A 16,718-nucleotide genomic window follows, 5' to 3' on the forward strand; every position below is an offset into this window, starting at 1 on the left:
TTTCGACTGGCGCCATCATAACCGGAGTTTGGCAATTGGCGAGGGGGAAAGCGCCATTGACAAGCGGCGGCACTTCGAAAAGAGGAGAGGAAACGGATCGGATGGAACGATGACAGAGAAATGTGACGTGCTGATTTTGGGGGCGGGTGCCGCCGGCATGATGTGCGCCATCCGCGCCGGCCAGCGCGGCCGCTCCGTCGTCATTCTCGACCATGCGAAAGCGCCGGGCGAAAAAATCCGCATCTCCGGTGGCGGCCGCTGCAACTTCACCAATATCCATGCCGGGCCGAAGAATTATCTCTCCGCCAATCCGCATTTCGCCAAATCCGCGCTCGCCCGCTACACACCGCGCGATTTCATCGCCCTTGTCGAAAAACACCGCATCGCCTGGCATGAAAAAACGCTCGGTCAGCTTTTTTGCGATGACAGCGCCAAGGACATCATCCGTATGCTGCTTGGCGAAATGCAGGCGGTGAATGCGAAGCTGCGGCTCGAAACGTCAGTTTCGGCCGTCACCCATGATGGCGGGCGTTTTCGCGTGACCACGTCTGGCGGCGTCATCGAGGCCAAAAGCCTTGTCGTGGCGACAGGCGGCAAGTCGATCCCGAAAATGGGGGCGACGGGTTTCGCCTATCAGATCGCCGAACAATTCGGCCTCAAACTCGTCGAGACTCGTCCGGGCCTCGTGCCGCTGACACTCGATCCCACAGCGCTTGAGAGGCTGAGCCCGCTTGCCGGTGTGGCGGTTCCAGCCGAGGTCTATCACGGCAAGACCTCGTTTGAGGAAGCGCTGCTCTTCACCCATCGCGGCTTGAGCGGTCCTTCCATCCTGCAAATCTCCTCCTACTGGCGCGAAGGCGATGCCATCCGTCTAAAGCTTGAGCCGCATCGCGATATAGCTGCGCTGCTGAAGCAGGCGAAACAGAAGAACGGCCGCCAGTCGCCCCAGACGGCCCTGTCGGAAATCCTGCCGAAGCGTCTTGCCCAATACGTCGTCGAACAATCCGGCCTCACCGGCCATCTGGCGGATATGTCTGACAAGGCTTTGGCAAAGCTGGCGGGCGAGGTACAGGACTGGCAGATCAAGCCCGCCGGTTCGGAGGGTTATCGCACGGCGGAAGTCACGCTCGGCGGCGTGGACACGACCGGCCTCGATTCCCGCAGCATGGCGGCGAAATCCGTGCCCGGCCTCTATTTCATCGGCGAATGTGTTGATGTGACCGGCTGGCTCGGCGGTTATAATTTCCAGTGGGCCTGGGCCTCCGGGCAGGCGGCAGGCGAATTCGCGTGATCGTCTCTGGCCGTGGAAAAATTCGGACCTCTCTCCTTCGTCATGCCGGACTTGATCCGGCATCCAGTCACGGCGCGTCTACGACGTGAAGAGTCTTTCGCGATCAAGGACTTGATCGCGCTGGACCCCGGAACTAGTCCGGGGTGACGGAGTGCGGATGTGACCTGTTCGCCAACTCAATTTCAGTTGGTAAAGTTGTGGCCCTTCCTCGCTCTTTTAATAATCTGTTAACGGGCGCGGAGTCATCCTGAGTGAATGCCAGCAAGGCCGGGTCGCTCAATGATCCCGCTGCACATGAAGTCATGCTGGAGGCCTTAACAGGGCATGGGTCGGTTGAGTTTTTCGTCAGGAACCCGCGCATGAACAGATTTGCACATCGCCGCCCTCGCTCCATTGCCATCGCTCGCACTGACAACGAGAGCCGACAACTGGCCTTTCGCCTGAGCCTCATCGGCGCCGGTGCCCTGGCAGCCTTGATCGCCCTCTTTTACTGATCGGCGGCCCTTCGCTTTTATCAAGCTGATGAGCGCGCTGAAAAGCCGCCATGGCCGAGACGCCTCGGCCATATCAGTATAAAACTTCTCTTCCTGCAAAACGGCTTCGCGCCGCGTGCGCGGCTGCTGGTTTTCGATGATGGCCCGTGCTGCAAAAATCGCGTGCATGTCGCTCTCCTTCTAATGCGGAGGGCCATGATGCGCGCCGTTTTTTGATTTATCTGCGTAAGAAAATGCGCTACGTTTTTCACCCATGAAAAACGTCACCTGGGATTCCTATCAGCTTTTCCTCGATGTGTCACGCAGCGGCGGCCTGACGGGTGCCGCTGCGCTGACGGGCTTGAGTCCCGCGACGGTGGGGCGGCGCATGGTCGAGCTGGAGGAGCGTATCGGCAAGGCGCTGTTCCAGCGCAGCCAGACCGGATACGCCCTGACGGGGGATGGCCGCACGCTGTTTGATCGACTTCAGGCGATGGAGAATGCGGCAAGGGACATCGAGGGATGGCAGAAGGCGTCGTCGGCCTCGTCTGTGGTGCGCATTGCCGTCGGCACCTGGAACGCCTGGCTGCTGACCGGGAATTTTTCCGCTATCTGCACGGATCGCGACGATTTCCGCATCGACCTTTTCATTGCTGAACAGAGGGCGTCTCTGGCTCATCGCGAAAATGATATCGGCATTCGCGCTTTCGAACCGCAGGAAAAGAACCTTGCCGCCATCAGGACGGGGGAGGTGGCCTATGCGCCCTACAGGCTGCGCAACGCCGCCACTACCATTGCTGATCGGTGGCTGGCGGTGGCGGAGGAAAACGCTATTTCAACCTATCTGCGCTGGCCGCATGAAAATCGTAACAACGAGATTATGGTAACGGTGAACCGGCCGACGGCGCTTCTCGACCTGGTGTTGGCCGGGGCGGGGGTCGCCGTGCTTCCCTGTTTCGTGGGCGATGCCGATGCGCGCCTCGTTCGGGAAGGTGACGAGCTGGAGAGCCTTCGCCACAATCAATGGATCGTCATGAACAATGACGATCGCCACCGCCGTGATATCAGGACGGTGGCGGATCGGATGACCCGTCTGATCAAGAGCCATTCCGATCTCTATGCCGGGCGCAAAAGCCGCCCGGCATAGAAAGGAGGCCGTTTCAGGCGGCGGCACTTCCCTGTGCGACGATGACCGGGATGAGAAGATCGCCCCAGTTGCCGCCGCCGCCATGGTGGCGGGCCGAGCGGACCAGCTCGACGGAAACACCCGCCTCAACGGCTTTCATGACGGCCTGGTTAAGGCGGTGCAGGTCATTCGCCAGCATGCGGATGGCGGCCTGCTGATCCTGCGTCATGGCGGAGGACTGTTCCTCGGCGCGTTCCTTGACGTGAGTCTTGATGGGATTGTGGGCATTCATGGCATTTCTCCTCTCATTATTGGTTGGGGTTCTTGATCCGGTTTGCAAGCCCTTCCCGTCACCGGGAAGGGCAGTTTTTCGATTTTATTCGGCCGCCGGGCGGAACTGGTCGTGCTCGGTGGATTCCTTCATGGCGGTGGTCGAAGACGTGCCGCCGGAAATGGCGAGGGACACGGCGTCGAAATAGCCGGTGCCGACTTCGCGCTGGTGCTTGGTGGCGGTGTAACCATTGGCCTCGGCTGCGAATTCCGCTTCCTGAAGCTCGGAATAGGCCGCCATCTGCCGGTCCTTGTAACCGCGCGCCAGTTCGAACATGCCGAAATTCAGCTGGTGGAAACCGGCCAGCGTGATGAACTGGAACTTGTAGCCCATCGCACCCAGCTCGCGCTGGAACTTGGCAATCGTTGCGTCATCGAGGTTCTTTTTCCAGTTGAACGACGGCGAGCAATTGTAAGCAAGCTTCTTGCCCGGATGCACCTTGTGCACACCTTCCGCAAACCTGCGCGCCTGTTCGAGATCTGGCTTGGATGTTTCGCACCAGATCAGGTCGCAATAGGGCGCATAGGCAACCGCGCGGGCGATGCAGGGCTCAAGACCGTTCTTGACCTGATAGAAACCCTCGACGGTGCGGCCGGCATCGTAATCCACAAAGGGCTGGTCGCGCTCATCGATGTCGGAGGTCAGGAGCTTCGCGGCCTCCGCATCCGTGCGGGCGATAACCAGCGTCGGCACACCCATGACATCGGCCGCAAGCCGCGCCGCCGTCAGGTTGCGGATATGCGCCGCCGTCGGGATCAGAACCTTGCCGCCGAGATGGCCGCATTTCTTTTCCGATGCCAGCTGGTCTTCATAATGAACACCCGCAGCACCTGCCTCGATAAAGGCCTTCATGATTTCGAAGGCATTGAGCGGCCCACCGAAACCGGCTTCTGCATCAGCGACGATCGGCGCGAACCAGGTGTCGACCGAGAGGCCCTTGCCCTCCGCCGTCTCGATCTGGTCGGCGCGCTGCAAAGTGCGGTTGATGCGCTTGGCAAGTTCCGGTGCGGCATTGGCCGGATAAAGCGACTGGTCCGGATACATGGCGGACGCGGTATTGGCATCCGCGGCAACCTGCCAGCCGGAAAGATAGATCGCCTTCAGCCCGGCGCGAACCATCTGCATAGCCTGGTTGCCGGAAAGCGCGCCAAGCGCGTTGACGAAGTTTTCCTCGTTGATCAGCTTCCAAAGCCGGTTCGCGCCCATCTCGGCAAGCGAATGGCGGATTTCGACGGAGCCGCGCAGCCGTTCCACGTCGGCGGCGGTGTAGGTGCGCTCGATGCCGTCGAAACGTCCCTGCGGTGCGCCCGGAACAAGTTTGTAAAAATCCGTCATACTTCTCTCTCCCATGATAAATGCGGTTTCCATAACAGGCCATCTTCAACATCATGTGGCGCCGTTTGATGTGACTACATTTACATTTTTCGAGATTTGAGTGCCAGAACAAACATAAAAACAGTGACTTGAAAGAGGTTATCCTGTAGAGTGCGTGACAGAGTGGAGGTGTAAAATTGTAAATTTTGTAAAAATCCTCCACCTCGCGAATTTGTAACAGATTTGTATGAGTCGCAGGCACGGGAGGCGAGGCGGTGTCGGAAAACAAGATTTTTGCAGGCCCGCGCGTGCGCCGCATTCGCAATGGTCTCGCGCTGACGCAGACGGCCATGGCCGAGGCGCTGGCGATTTCGCCGTCCTATCTCAACCTCATCGAGCGCAACCAGCGGCCGCTGACGGTGCAGCTGCTTTTGAAGCTGGCCTCCGTCTACAAGGTCGATCTCGACGACCTGCAGGGCGAAAGCGCCGGTTCCGCCGGGCAGCTGCGTGAGGTCTTCGCTGATCCGCTGCTGGCTGGTGAGGTGCCGTCGCCGCAGGAGCTGATCGAGGTTGCCGATGCTGCGCCCAATGCGGCAAGCGGTGTCCTCAAGCTTTACCGGGCCTATAGGGAACAGGCGCAGCGCCTTTCCGATCTCTCCGATCTTCTGGCGCGGGAGGGGCATGAGACGGCGCTCTCCTCCACCCGCCTGCCGATCGACGAGGTGCGCCACGTCTTTGAAAATCGGCCGGCCTATTTCCATGCCATCGACGCGGCGGCGGAAGAACTCCACAAACACCTGTCGGCGGGCGACGATCTCGCCTCCGGCCTTCGTGCATGGCTTCATAAAAACCACGGCATCGTGGTCCGCACCCTGCCGGTTCATGCCATGCCGAATCTCAGGCGGCGTTATGACCGCCATTCGATGCGGCTGTTTTTATCCGAACGCCTGTCGCAGCCGGACCAATTGCGGGAAATGGCGATGGAGACCTGTCTTCTGGCGCTTCGCGAAGAAATCGGCACGGAGCTTGAAGGGCTTGGCCTGAAAGGGGAGGAGGCGAGGCGCATCGCCCGCTTCGAACTGGCGCGTTACGCCGCCCATGCGTTGATGATGCCCTATGGCGCATTCCTCAGCGCCGCCCAGCGAGCCAGATATGACCTTGATGTCCTGCGCTCGCGTTTCAACGTTTCTTTCGAACAGGCTGCCAACCGCCTCGTCAGCCTGCAACGGCCGTCAGCCGCGGCGATCCCGTTTTTCCTGATGGAGATCGACAATGCCGGCAACCGTTTCCGCCTTGCAGGGGCCGGCGGTTTTCCAAGGGCGCGTTTTGGCGGCCTCTGTCCGCGTCTCAACATCCATGCCGCTTTTGCCCAGCCGGGACAGGTGCTGGTGGAGGCGGTGGAGATGCCTGATGGTGACGCTTTCCTGACCGTTTCGCGCACGCTGGAAGGTCCGCAGGCGGGTTTCGGCGAAAGGGTAAGGCGCACGGCGGTGCTTCTCGGCTGCGATCTCGCTCAGGCCGGAGACACTGTCTATGGCCCCACCGCCTCGGGTGCTGCGCCTGTCGCCGTCGGCCCCTCATGCCGGCTGTGCGAAAGGCAGGGCTGTCTGTCGCGGGCCGAAGCGCCGCTCACAAGGCCGCTCGGGCTCGATGAAATGGTGACCGGCCTCAGTGTTTTCGACTTCCAGTAGGTGTTTCCATTCGCTTTTTCCCGGCCGGAACACATTTGGTTGAAAATGCTGTGCTGCACATTTCCCGCTTGCTCCCTTCTGTTTTCCTTTCTAGTCTCTCCCAAAAAAGGGGATCACGCTCCCATCGTGAGGATGCGTAAACAGGAGACATCATGAAAAAGCGTTCGCTCCGTCTGACCTTGGCTCTCACCACTGCGCTCGTTGCGGCAGGCTCGGCAATGGCCCAGGAGAAGGTCGTCCATGTCTATAACTGGTCAGATTATATCGACGAATCGGTCCTTACGGATTTCACGAAGGAAACCGGCATCAAGGTCGTTTACGACGTGTTCGACAGCAACGAACTCGTGGAAACCAAGCTTCTGGCCGGCAGCTCCGGTTATGACGTGGTGGTGCCGACCGGCCCCTTCCTTGCCCGCCAGATCAATGCCGGCGTGTTCCAGAAGCTCGACAAGTCCAAGTTGCCGAATCTGAAGAACATGTGGCCTGAGGTCTCCGAGCGTCTGGCCAAATACGACCCCGGCAACGAATATGCCGTGAACTACATGTGGGGCACCACCGGCATCGGCTACAACGTCGCCAAGGTGAAGGCTGCCCTCGGCGATGTTCCGGTCGATAGCTGGGATATTCTCTTCAAGCCGGAAAATGCCGAAAAGCTCAAATCCTGCGGCATCAATATTCTGGATGCGTCGGACGAAACCTTCGCCATCGCCATGAATTATCTCGGCAAGAACCCCGACAGCAAGGAAACGGCCGATCTGGAAGCCGGCGGCGCGGTCTATTCGAAGATCCGCCCCTATGTGAAGACTTTCAATTCCTCCGCCTATATCGACGAACTGGCGAATGGCGACAGCTGCATCACCATCGGCTGGTCGGGCGATATCCTCCAGGCAAAGACCCGTGCCGAGGAAGCCAAGAATGGCGTCGAGGTGAATTACGTCATTCCGAAGGAAGGCACTTATATGTGGTTCGACAACCTTGCCATCCCGGCGGATGCCAAGAATGTCGAGGAAGCGCATGCCTTCATCAATTATCTGATGCGACCGGAAGTCATCGCCAAGGCATCGAACTATGTTCAATATGCCAATGGCAACCTTGCCTCGCAGGCGCTGATGGACGAGTCCGTTTCCAAGAATCCCGCCGTTTATCCCGATGCCGAGACGATGAAGAAGCTCTTCACCATCTCGCCTTACGGACCGAAGGAACAGCGTGTTTTGAACCGCGTCTGGACGCAGATAAAGACCGGCAGCTGACACCGCAGTCCGCTGGTTGAGAAACGGCCGGCGGGCCTGTTTCTCTTGATGCTTTTGCCGGCAGGTCACTTCACCTGCCGGCGTTGCCCGCCCCAGGCATCCGACCGAAAAATATAAGCGGTTTTCGGTCCGATGCTCAAATCGACAAGACCAACGGGATTTGAGGGTAGGGTGCATGGCGAAAACTCTGGGGCCGGTCAAACGTAAATTCAGCCCGTGGGACAACCCCGATGCGGTGCCCTTCATCCGTTTTGAAAACGTCACCAAGCGTTTCGGTGATTTCGTCGCCGTCAACAATCTGACGCTCGATATTTACGAGCGTGAGTTCTTTTCGCTGCTCGGCCCTTCCGGCTGTGGCAAGACCACGCTGATGCGCATGCTGGCCGGTTTCGAGGAGCCGACGGAGGGCCGTATTCTGCTTCAGGGCAAGGATATTTCCGGCGTGCCGCCCTATAAGCGTCCCACCAACATGATGTTCCAGTCCTATGCGCTTTTCCCGCATATGTCGGTTGAAAAGAACATCGCCTTCGGGCTCGAACAGGACGGCCTGCCAAAAGCGGAAATCGCCTCGCGCGTCGAGGAGATGCTGCGGCTCGTCAAACTCAGTGAATTCGCCAAACGCAAGCCCAGCCAGCTTTCCGGCGGCCAGCGGCAGCGCGTGGCGCTCGCCCGGTCGCTTGCCAAGCGGCCCAAGGTGCTTCTTCTCGATGAGCCGCTCGGTGCGCTCGACAAGAAACTGCGTGAGGAAACGCAATTCGAGCTGATGGACATTCAGACCAATCTCGGCCTCACCTTCCTGATCGTCACGCACGATCAGGAAGAGGCGATGACGGTGTCGGACCGGATTGCGGTGATGGACAAGGGCAATGTCGTTCAGGTGGCGACGCCGGCCGAGATTTACGAAGCGCCGAACACCCGCTACGTGGCTGACTTCATCGGCGACATCAATATTTTCGACGCCAGGGTTGTCGCCAACGCCTCGGATGTCGGCAAACCCGGTCTGGTGACGCTTGATTGCGACGGGCTGAAGGTTGCGGTGGAGCAGGAATGTGCTGCCGCAAACGGTAGTCAGGTAGCTTACGCCATCCGCCCGGAAAAAGTCCGCATCTCGCTCGACCAGCCCGCCGACAGCAGCGTCAATTCCGCCTATGGCGAGGTCTGGGATATCGGTTATCTCGGCGACTTCTCGGTCTTCATCGTCAAGCTTGCCGATGGCCGTGTCATCCGTGCCGCGCAGGCGAATGTCTCGCGTCTCGTCGATCGCCCGATCACCTTCGGCGATATGGTGTGGCTGAACTGGAAACCGGATTCAGGTCTTGTCCTGACACGCTGAGGGAGGCTTTCATGGCGATCACCACTCCCGAAAACCGGCAGAGCCCCTGGCGCTGGCTGGTCGTCGCGGTTCCCTATTTCTGGTTGCTGCTGTTCTTCGCAGCACCGTTTTTCATCATTCTCAAGATATCGCTGTCGGATACGGCAATCTCCATGCCGCCCTATACGCCGGTCTTCGAAGGGTTTTCGAAGCTCGGCGCGTTCTTCTCCGAACTGGATTTCGAAAACTACCTCTTCCTGACGGAAGACCCGCTTTACATCGACGCCTATCTGTCGTCGCTGCGCATCGCCTTCATCTCCACCTTCCTGCTGCTGCTGATCGGTTATCCCATGGCGCTTGCCATGGCGCGCGCGCCTTCAGCCGTGCGGCCGACGCTGGTGATGCTGGTGATCCTGCCGTTCTGGACCTCGTTCCTGATCCGCGTTTATGCCTGGATCGGCATTCTGAAGCCGGAAGGCCTGTTGACGGTGCTGTTCCAATGGCTCGGTTTTCTCGGACCCGACCAGCAGGTCAATATCTTCCGCACCGAGACGGCGATCTTCATCGGCATCGTTTATTCCTATCTGCCCTTCATGGTGCTGCCGCTCTATTCGGCGCTGGAAAAGCTGGACAATACGCTGCTGGAAGCGGCGGCCGATCTCGGCTGCCCGCCATGGAAGGCCTTCTGGAAGATTACTTTCCCGCTCTCGCTGCCGGGCGTCGTGGCCGGTTCGATGATCTGCTTCATTCCGATAACAGGGGAATTCGTCATTCCCGATCTGCTCGGCGGCGCGCAGACGCTGATGATCGGCAAGACGCTGTGGACGGAATTCTTCGGCAACCGCGACTGGCCCCTGGCTTCCGCCGTGGCGGTGCTGCTGCTGCTGTTGCTGGTGGTACCCATCGCCATCTTCCAGAACCAGCAGAAGAAGGTGGGGTGAGGCCATGAAGCGCGGAAAATTCGACATCACCGTCCTTACCCTCGGTTTTGCCTTTCTTTATATCCCGATCATCATCCTGATCGTTTATTCCTTCAACGCTTCCAAGCTCGTCACCGTCTGGGGCGGCTTTTCCCTGCAATGGTACCGCTCCATGTGGTCCAATCAGGGGCTGATGGATGCGGCCTGGGTGACGCTGCGCGTCGGCATCCTCAGCGCCACCATCGGCACCATCCTCGGAACGCTGGCGGCGCTGTCGCTCACCCGCTTCGCGCGCTTCCCGGGACGCGTGCTGTTTTCCGGCATGATCTATGCGCCGCTCGTCATGCCTGAGGTCATCACCGGCCTGTCGCTGCTGCTCCTGTTCGTGGCCGTCGGGGTGGATCGCGGTTTCTGGACGGTGGTTATCGCCCACACGACTTTCACCATGTGTTACGTGGCGATCGTCGTGCAGTCCCGTCTCCTGACCTTCGATCGGAGTCTGGAGGAGGCGGCGCTCGATCTCGGCTGCCCGCCGGTCAAGACGTTCTTCCGCATCACCCTGCCGCTGATCTTCCCCGCCGTCATCGCCGGCTGGATGCTGGCCTTCACCCTGTCGCTCGACGATCTCGTGATCGCCAGCTTCGCAACCGGTCCCGGCGCAACCACGCTGCCGATCAAGATCTATTCCCAGGTTCGCCTCGGCGTGACGCCGGAAATCAACGCGATCTGCACGATCCTCATCGGCCTCGTCGCCATCGGCGTGATTGTCGCTTCCATCGCCTCCAAACGCACCGAGCTCCAGCGGATGAGGGACGAGCACGCGGCCGCGCGCCACTGATGGAATGGTCCGTTTCGATTTCTGCGCGTTACTGTTGTAATCGCAAGGAAATTAGAAACTCATAATTTAATTTTGGGCCTCTAAGGTCTAAAAATAGGAATTATCGTCGGTAATTGATCGATTTTGGTTTTAACCGCTTGTTAATAGGAGTTGGCGGAAAGTAAACCCAACGCAGGGCTGTCAAAATTTTGATAGCCGGGATTGATAATTTCCATATGGCGAGGTTGTCCCCCTTTCTCTCGTTGAAAAAGCACAACTAATACAGGCGGTCGCAAGGCCGCCTTTCTTTTTGTCGCCAGTCCGGGTGCCGTTCAGCGGTTTTCCGGGTGATCCATCGATTTTGAGACGAGAAGCACGGGTATAAGACCGGCGAGAATGATGATGATGGCCGGCACGGCGGCATCCTGCACCCGCGAGCGGGAGGCATCCTCATAGACCAGTGTGGCAAGCGTGTTGAAGCCGAAAGGCCTGAGCAGGATCGTTGCCGGCAGCTCCTTCATGGATTCGATCAGGACCAGCAGAAAGGCGGTCAGCGCCGCAGGCCGCATATTGGGCAACAGCACCTTGAACAGCGTCTGCGCCCGGTTGCGACCAAGCGTCCGCGAGGCCATGTCGATATGCGGCGAAAGCTTCTGGAAACCGGCATCGAGCGTGCCTTCCGCCATGGTCATGAAGCGCACGCTATGGGCGTAGATGATGGCAAAGGCGGTGCCGGAAAGCAGCAGGCCGCTTGAAAACCCGAAATGTGACCGGATGAGCCCGTCAACGCGATTGTCGAGACCGGCCAGCGGGATGAGCACGCCTATTGCAAGCACCGTTCCCGGCACGCCATAGCCCATGGAGCCGAGACGCGCGGCCACCTTTGAAGTGCGGGAACGCTCGGTGCGGATGGCGTATGAAAAGACGAAAGCCGCAATCAGCGTCACGAAGGCGGCGGAAAGCGAGACCTCAAGACTATGCCCGAGCGCTTTCAGAAGCTTGGGTGAAAACAGCGCATCCAGCCTTTTTACGGCGTAACCGCCAAGAACGATCACGGGAATAAGGAAGCCGCTCAAAACGGGAAGCAGGCAGAACAGGCTCGCAGACCAGCGCCGCCAGCCCCCAAGCTGTTTCAGCCGGTGACGCTGCGCCATGCTGGTGGCTTTCGGCGCGGCAAAGCGCTGTCTCTCGCGGGCATTGCGCTCAATGACGATCAACACACCGACAATGAGCAGGATGACGGCGGCGATCTGCGTCGCATTGGCGAGGTTGCCGCGATTGAGCCAGGTCTCATAGATCGTGAAGGTCAGTGTCTGCACGCCGAGATATTCGACCGCGCCGATATCGTTCAGCGTTTCCATCAATACCAGCGAAAGCCCGATGGCGATTGCCGGCCGCGCCATCGGCAACTGCACGGAAAAGAACACATTCAGCGGTTTTGCGCCGAGTGTGCGTGCGGCCTCGGCCGCAAACCGCCCCTGCATGGAAAAAGCCGCCCGAGCCGAAAGATAGACATAGGGGTAAAGCACCGAACTCAGCACCACGACCGCGCCACCGAGCGAGCGTATGTCCGGAAACCAGTAGTCGCGGATACTGTGATAACCGAAGGCAGCGCGGACGGCGCTCTGCACCGGGCCGGTGAAATCCAGAAACTCGCCGAAAGCATAGGCCGCCAGATAGGAGGGAATGGCAAGTGGCAGGACGAGTGCCGCAGAGAGTACCCGCCGCAGCGGAAATTCGAATGTGGTGACAAGCCAGGCGCAGACGATGCCGAAGAACGCGGTCATCGCTGCTGTCATCCCCAGAAGCAGAAAGGTGCGAAATCCGGCGCGCGGCAGAACATTGGCAAGAAGATGCTGCCATCCCTCGGTGCTGCCGGTCAGTGCCAGCCAGAAGATCGCCAGAATGGGCATGGCGGCAATGGCTGCGACAATGACCGCCGTTATGGGCAACAATGAAAAGCGTCTTGTTGCCGGAAGGGAAACCGTCATGGACATGCCAGTCTACTGTCGTGCAAAGGCCTCAACCGGCAACCGTTGTGCCGGCGGCTTTCGCATTGCTACGCCCGCATGGCCTCAGTTGGCAAGAACCCGCTGTGACGGAAAGGTGATTTCCACCAGCGTTCCTTCATTTGGTGTCGAGGTGATGGAAAAATTGGCGCGATTGGCATCCACCATGGCCTTGGTCAGCGGCAGGCCGAGCCCGGTGCCGTCGCCGCGCACGCGCTTGCCTGATGATGCCACCTGCCGGAAGGGTTTCATCGCCTGCTCCAGCTCCGCCCGCGTCATGCCGATGCCGGTGTCGCGAATGCGCAGCGACACGCTGCCATTGGCCTCATAGGCGGTGGAAACGACGATCTGGCCGCCCGATGGCGTAAAGCGGATGGCGTTCGACAGGATGTTGAGCACGATCTGCTTGATCGAACGCAGATCGGCGACGATCTGCGGCACGGATTGCGAAAGTGCCGTGCGGATGATGACACGCTGGTTATTGGCCTGCGGCTGCACGAGCGAGACCGCTTCGGCCACCGTCTCGTTCAGCGGCACGGCGATGAAATCCACGTCCATTTGACCGGCTTCGATCTTGGAGATGTCGAGTAGATCGTTGACGATGTCGAGCACGTGCCGGCCCGAACGGCCAATATCATTGGCATATTCCACATAACGCGGATTGCCGATCGGCCCGAAACGTTCGGTCGCCATCATGTCCGAGAAACCGATGATGGCATTGAGCGGCGTACGGATTTCATGGCTGACGCGCGCCAGAAAATCGGTCTTGTGGGCATTGGCGGTTTCCGCCGCGCGCTTGGCATTGCGCAGCTCTTCTTCCGTGCGTTTCCACTGGGTGATGTCACGGATGACGGCGCAATAACCATGCGAGGATTTGAGCCGGCCAATGGTCATGAACAACGGCAGAAAACCGCCGGAAGCCTCACGGCCGATCACTTCGCGGCCATCGTTCAACACGCTGGCCACACCATTATTGGCAAGGCCGGAGAGATAATCCAGCACAGCGCGCTGGCTCTCATGCGCAAACAGCGTGACGAAGGGTTTCCCGGCGATCTCGCCATTGTCATAGTTGAACAGCGCGCTGGCGGAGCGATTGAGCGAACGGATTTCGCCCTCGTCCCCCAGAAGCACCACACCGTCGGTCGCTGTTTCCAGAATGGAATGCAGTTCCTCGACTTCGCCCTGCAGCAGGGAAAGGCTGCCTGCCTCCGCTCCCGCCGTCTCGGTGGCCACCATATTTTCGTTGGCTGCCGCAACCGGTGCCTGCTTCTTTTCCAGCGGAACCAGCGACAGCATCAGCGCCTTGGTCTCTTCCCAGCGGATGGATTGCAGCCGTGCCTTGACCGGAATGATATCGTTTTCGGCGCTGACGACGACCATGCCGCCTTCATTGTCAGGCATATTCTCCAGCTCCTGCCGTTGCAGCAGCGCCTCCAGCCCGCCGACCTCCTGCAATTCATCCAGAGAGCCGTAACCCGTCAGCCGCAGGAAATCCGGATTGGCGTGGATCAGCCTGTCGCCGGCATGCACCAACAGCGCCACAGGCATCTGGTCCAGCGTTTCGGCGCTCAGCGCATCGGCGGGGCGCAGCGGCGGGCTGACCATTGCAGCAGCAATATCGGCCACCGGCTGCACGTCCGTTGCGACTTCTTCCTTCTCGTCGGTATCGATCGGGGTCGTGGGCGCGTGAATGGGTGCCGGGCCTTCGCCGCGAACATAGTCCGCGAAGAGGTCGTCGTCCTCGGCCGCTTCCGTCGTCCTGACGTCTTTTTCCATGGCGGGTGGCGTGTCCACCTGCGGTCCGGCATCGATATCGTCGGCAACATCCTGCACGACCGGATCGGCTGATACATGCGACTCCGCGAAAAGAGCTTCTTTCTCCGACGTCGGATTTTCGCCCGAAACAGCATCCGTGGGCGCCAATGTCCGGCCGATTTCCCGGAAGGCGGCCTGTTCGCCTGCGGTCAGCCCCTCGCGGGAGCGCGAGCGGCGCTCTTCAAGATGTACGATCTTGTCGGAATAAGCGGGTTCCGGTTCTGGCTCCGGGGTTGGCGCTGTTGCCAATACCGGCACTTCGAATTCCGGCGGGCTGTAATCGTGATGCTCTTCCTCGGCCGACACTTCGGGCAGTGCCGTATCAGATACATCGGCCGCCGTTGCCGGGGCTTCATCGCCTTCCGTCACGTCGGCCTCGGCCGGCGCCGCGTCCAGCTCATCGCCATCATCAAGAAATGCCAGCAATTCGTGGCTTTCATCCTCGATGGCAGGCTGCGGCAAAGCCTCAGTCGGAGCAGCCTCTGCCCCTTCCAGGAAGGTCAGGCCGATGGCATGGGGATCTTCAGTGGCGTCGGCGAGCCGCACGATGCCGAAACCGCGAAAACCGTCGAATTCGCGCGAGCGCGTATAGGTGGGCAGGGCGGCTAGATCGATGGGCACCATGAGGGAAGTGCCCTCCACCGGCCAATAGATCGTCTTGCCCGACCAGGTGTCGCGACGACCGAGAAGCTCGCGAATCTTGCCGTCCGGATCGAGGTTGAAAAGCGCTGCGACATCGGCAAAGCCCATGCCTTCGACAGCCGCCGCCTTTGCGCCAACGGCCTCCGCAAATTCATGCGAGATGGAGCTGAAGCGCCCCTCCGCATCAATTTTCCAGACGAAACGGGATGCGCGTGCACCGGCATTAAAGACAAAAGGCTGAGCCTCTTCCGTTGGTTCTGTTGCCGCCGAGGTGTCGTCTTCAGGCGATAAAGCGATATCCGCCGTCACCGTTTCAGCGACTTCAACGTCTGCCGCTTCGCTCTCTGCTTCTTCGAGCGCCTCGCCAGCATGGTCCTCGCCAATGATACGGTCGGTCGCCGGAACCTCCCGCTCATCCGCATCGAGTTCGAAGAGATCGGCAATATCGTCGGTCATCGCCTCGTTCGCCGCGGTCTCCGTGTCCTCCACGAAGATATCCAGCGGGGCCTCGGCCTGTTCCTCTGCGGCAACCGGCAGAACGGTGGCTTCTTCCTGTTCCGCCACCATCTCGTCTTCGGCGTCGGAAGACAGTTCCGGTACGTCGTCCACATCCTCGATGTCAGCGACCGCGTCGAGGACGGAATCGAAGGAGGCGACCGCTGCGGCAACCGGCGTAGCCTCCGCAACCGGCAAAGCCGGCTCGGCGGCAGGCGCGGTTTCCTGTGGCCTGTCCTCGGCAAAACCGTTTACGGGGTCGAGCGTCCCGAGTGCGGTCTCGACCACGAACAGCAGGTTGAGTTCGGGCGAGGTTGTGATCTGGCCGGTGGCTGCGGGCAGATAACCCTTTCCAGTTGGCACGGGCCGTTTGACAAGATGGCCGGATTGTCCTGCAGCCATCCGCACCAGCGTCCTTGCCGTGTGCGGCGTGATGCCGAGCGACGCAAATCTGGCCGAGGCGGCGACAATCTCGTTTTCGCCGTCGATGACCGCAATATGGATGTCCGGATCGTCAAAACCTTCGATCATGCGCCGGGCGCATTCCGCCGTGTCGGGCGCGGTCTGGTCGGTAAGGGCGGAAAACAGAATGGCGGGCTGGCCCGGCTCGGCCTCGATGATTTCTGCTTTGGCGGTGACCGCAAGGCTGCGGAAACCGGCATTGATGCGAATGGTGAACGGCAGGCTGTCGCCCGCCTTGGAAAGCCGCGCCGCCGTCGCCGCCAGCTGCCGGAAGGTCACGTCCTGCCGCTTCGGGCCCTGTTCCAGAAAATCATAGACCATCGGCGTGCCGAACAGCGCGGCACCCCGTCCGTTTGCCCAAAGGGCGTTCTGGAGGTCGAGGGAAAACAAAGCCATCGCCTCGCCGCGCCCGAAACCTTCACGCACCCGTTCATGCACTGCGATATCGATAAAGGGATACTGGACGGCGGGCATGTCGAAACCTATTCTGGCACTACCGGACCTTGCGGGGCTTTGTCAGCTTCCTCATGAAACTGAAACGTAAACCCGCTGAGGCACCACGTTAACAGAATTTTAAATAACTTCACAGCGCGGCGCGGTCCACCATCCGGCGGATGAATCGCCAAACAGAGTTAACATGAACAGGCCCGCAGTCAGCCCCTTGCCAATGACGCGCGACACCCCCCGCCGCCACCTGCCATCGGGCTCCACGATATGAAAAGCACTTGCCTTTCGATGCCTTTTTTCGCAAAATTCAATGAGGCACTTGC

Annotated in this window: 12 protein-coding genes; 7 read left to right on the forward strand and 5 right to left on the reverse strand. The window is 59.8% G+C overall.

What is annotated here, in order from left to right; genetic code table 11:
- Positions 1-109: 109 nt before the first annotated feature.
- The gene (locus tag AGR13A_RS02655; RefSeq protein ID WP_080833506.1) at positions 110-1,291 is read left to right on the forward strand and encodes an NAD(P)/FAD-dependent oxidoreductase; all 1,182 of its coding nucleotides are present in this window, start codon (positions 110-112) and stop codon (positions 1,289-1,291) included.
- A gap of 314 nt (positions 1,292-1,605) precedes the next feature.
- Here AGR13A_RS02655 and AGR13A_RS02660 read toward each other — a convergent pair whose 3' ends face one another.
- A complete protein-coding gene (locus tag AGR13A_RS02660) occupies positions 1,606-1,953 on the reverse strand; it encodes a hypothetical protein (protein WP_080833508.1) in 348 nt (115 codons plus the stop codon).
- Between the two features lie 85 nt (positions 1,954-2,038).
- Between AGR13A_RS02660 and AGR13A_RS02665 the strand changes: the two genes are divergently transcribed.
- Positions 2,039-2,911 (forward strand): LysR family transcriptional regulator, encoded by an 873-nt coding sequence (locus AGR13A_RS02665; protein ID WP_080833510.1) that lies wholly within the window; start codon positions 2,039-2,041, stop codon positions 2,909-2,911.
- Positions 2,912-2,924: 13 nt separating this feature from the next.
- On the opposite strand, the gene AGR13A_RS02670 is transcribed toward AGR13A_RS02665, so the two are convergent.
- On the reverse strand, positions 2,925-3,182 hold the full coding sequence (locus tag AGR13A_RS02670; protein ID WP_003493954.1) for an SMc00767 family acetate metabolism repressor: 258 nt from the start codon (positions 3,180-3,182) through the stop codon (positions 2,925-2,927).
- An 84-nt stretch (positions 3,183-3,266) separates the two neighbouring features.
- A complete protein-coding gene (aceA, locus tag AGR13A_RS02675; RefSeq protein WP_035227648.1) occupies positions 3,267-4,556 on the reverse strand; it encodes an isocitrate lyase in 1,290 nt (429 codons plus the stop codon).
- A gap of 254 nt (positions 4,557-4,810) precedes the next feature.
- Here aceA and AGR13A_RS02680 point away from each other — a divergent pair, with 254 nt between their 5' ends.
- The 5 genes from AGR13A_RS02680 to AGR13A_RS02700 all read left to right on the forward strand — a co-directional run bounded on the left by AGR13A_RS02680 (position 4,811) and on the right by AGR13A_RS02700 (position 10,546).
- Positions 4,811-6,226: a helix-turn-helix domain-containing protein gene (locus tag AGR13A_RS02680; protein ID WP_080833512.1), complete on the forward strand. Its 1,416-nt coding sequence runs from the start codon at positions 4,811-4,813 to the stop codon at positions 6,224-6,226.
- A gap of 152 nt (positions 6,227-6,378) precedes the next feature.
- Positions 6,379-7,476, forward strand: coding sequence for a polyamine ABC transporter substrate-binding protein (locus AGR13A_RS02685; protein ID WP_035227644.1), 1,098 nt, complete (start codon positions 6,379-6,381; stop codon positions 7,474-7,476).
- A gap of 175 nt (positions 7,477-7,651) precedes the next feature.
- Entirely contained in the window at positions 7,652-8,809 is a 1,158-nt protein-coding gene (locus AGR13A_RS02690) for an ABC transporter ATP-binding protein (protein ID WP_080833514.1), read from the forward strand.
- A gap of 11 nt (positions 8,810-8,820) precedes the next feature.
- Positions 8,821-9,729, forward strand: coding sequence for an ABC transporter permease subunit (locus tag AGR13A_RS02695; protein ID WP_035227640.1), 909 nt, complete (start codon positions 8,821-8,823; stop codon positions 9,727-9,729).
- A gap of 4 nt (positions 9,730-9,733) precedes the next feature.
- On the forward strand, positions 9,734-10,546 hold the full coding sequence (locus AGR13A_RS02700; protein WP_080833518.1) for an ABC transporter permease: 813 nt from the start codon (positions 9,734-9,736) through the stop codon (positions 10,544-10,546).
- Positions 10,547-10,857: 311 nt separating this feature from the next.
- Here the strand turns inward: AGR13A_RS02700 and AGR13A_RS02705 are convergent, their stop codons facing one another.
- Positions 10,858-12,522 (reverse strand): ABC transporter permease, encoded by a 1,665-nt coding sequence (locus AGR13A_RS02705; protein WP_167377381.1) that lies wholly within the window; start codon positions 12,520-12,522, stop codon positions 10,858-10,860.
- Between the two features lie 78 nt (positions 12,523-12,600).
- Positions 12,601-16,422 carry an ATP-binding protein gene (locus AGR13A_RS02710; protein ID WP_080833520.1) on the reverse strand — a complete coding sequence of 1,274 codons (3,822 nt, stop codon included), beginning with the start codon at positions 16,420-16,422 and terminating at the stop codon, positions 12,601-12,603.
- Positions 16,423-16,718: the final 296 nt, after the last annotated feature.

Source organism: Agrobacterium genomosp. 13 str. CFBP 6927 (genome assembly GCA_900012615.1).
Taxonomy (GTDB): Bacteria; Pseudomonadota; Alphaproteobacteria; order Rhizobiales; family Rhizobiaceae; genus Agrobacterium.

Excerpts from the sequence above, each read along its gene's own strand:
- AGR13A_RS02655 (WP_080833506.1), top strand. The coding sequence starts at position 110 with ATGACAGAGAAATGTGACGTGCTGATTTTGGGGGCGGGTGCCGCCGGC.
- AGR13A_RS02660 (WP_080833508.1), bottom strand. The coding sequence starts at position 1,953 with ATGCACGCGATTTTTGCAGCACGGGCCATCATCGAAAACCAGCAGCCG.
- AGR13A_RS02665 (WP_080833510.1), top strand. The coding sequence starts at position 2,039 with ATGAAAAACGTCACCTGGGATTCCTATCAGCTTTTCCTCGATGTGTCA.
- AGR13A_RS02670 (WP_003493954.1), bottom strand. The coding sequence starts at position 3,182 with ATGAATGCCCACAATCCCATCAAGACTCACGTCAAGGAACGCGCCGAG.
- aceA (WP_035227648.1), bottom strand. The coding sequence starts at position 4,556 with ATGACGGATTTTTACAAACTTGTTCCGGGCGCACCGCAGGGACGTTTC.
- AGR13A_RS02685 (WP_035227644.1), top strand. The coding sequence starts at position 6,379 with ATGAAAAAGCGTTCGCTCCGTCTGACCTTGGCTCTCACCACTGCGCTC.
- AGR13A_RS02690 (WP_080833514.1), top strand. The coding sequence starts at position 7,652 with ATGGCGAAAACTCTGGGGCCGGTCAAACGTAAATTCAGCCCGTGGGAC.
- AGR13A_RS02695 (WP_035227640.1), top strand. The coding sequence starts at position 8,821 with ATGGCGATCACCACTCCCGAAAACCGGCAGAGCCCCTGGCGCTGGCTG.
- AGR13A_RS02700 (WP_080833518.1), top strand. The coding sequence starts at position 9,734 with ATGAAGCGCGGAAAATTCGACATCACCGTCCTTACCCTCGGTTTTGCC.
- AGR13A_RS02705 (WP_167377381.1), bottom strand. The coding sequence starts at position 12,522 with ATGTCCATGACGGTTTCCCTTCCGGCAACAAGACGCTTTTCATTGTTG.
- AGR13A_RS02710 (WP_080833520.1), bottom strand. The coding sequence starts at position 16,422 with ATGCCCGCCGTCCAGTATCCCTTTATCGATATCGCAGTGCATGAACGG.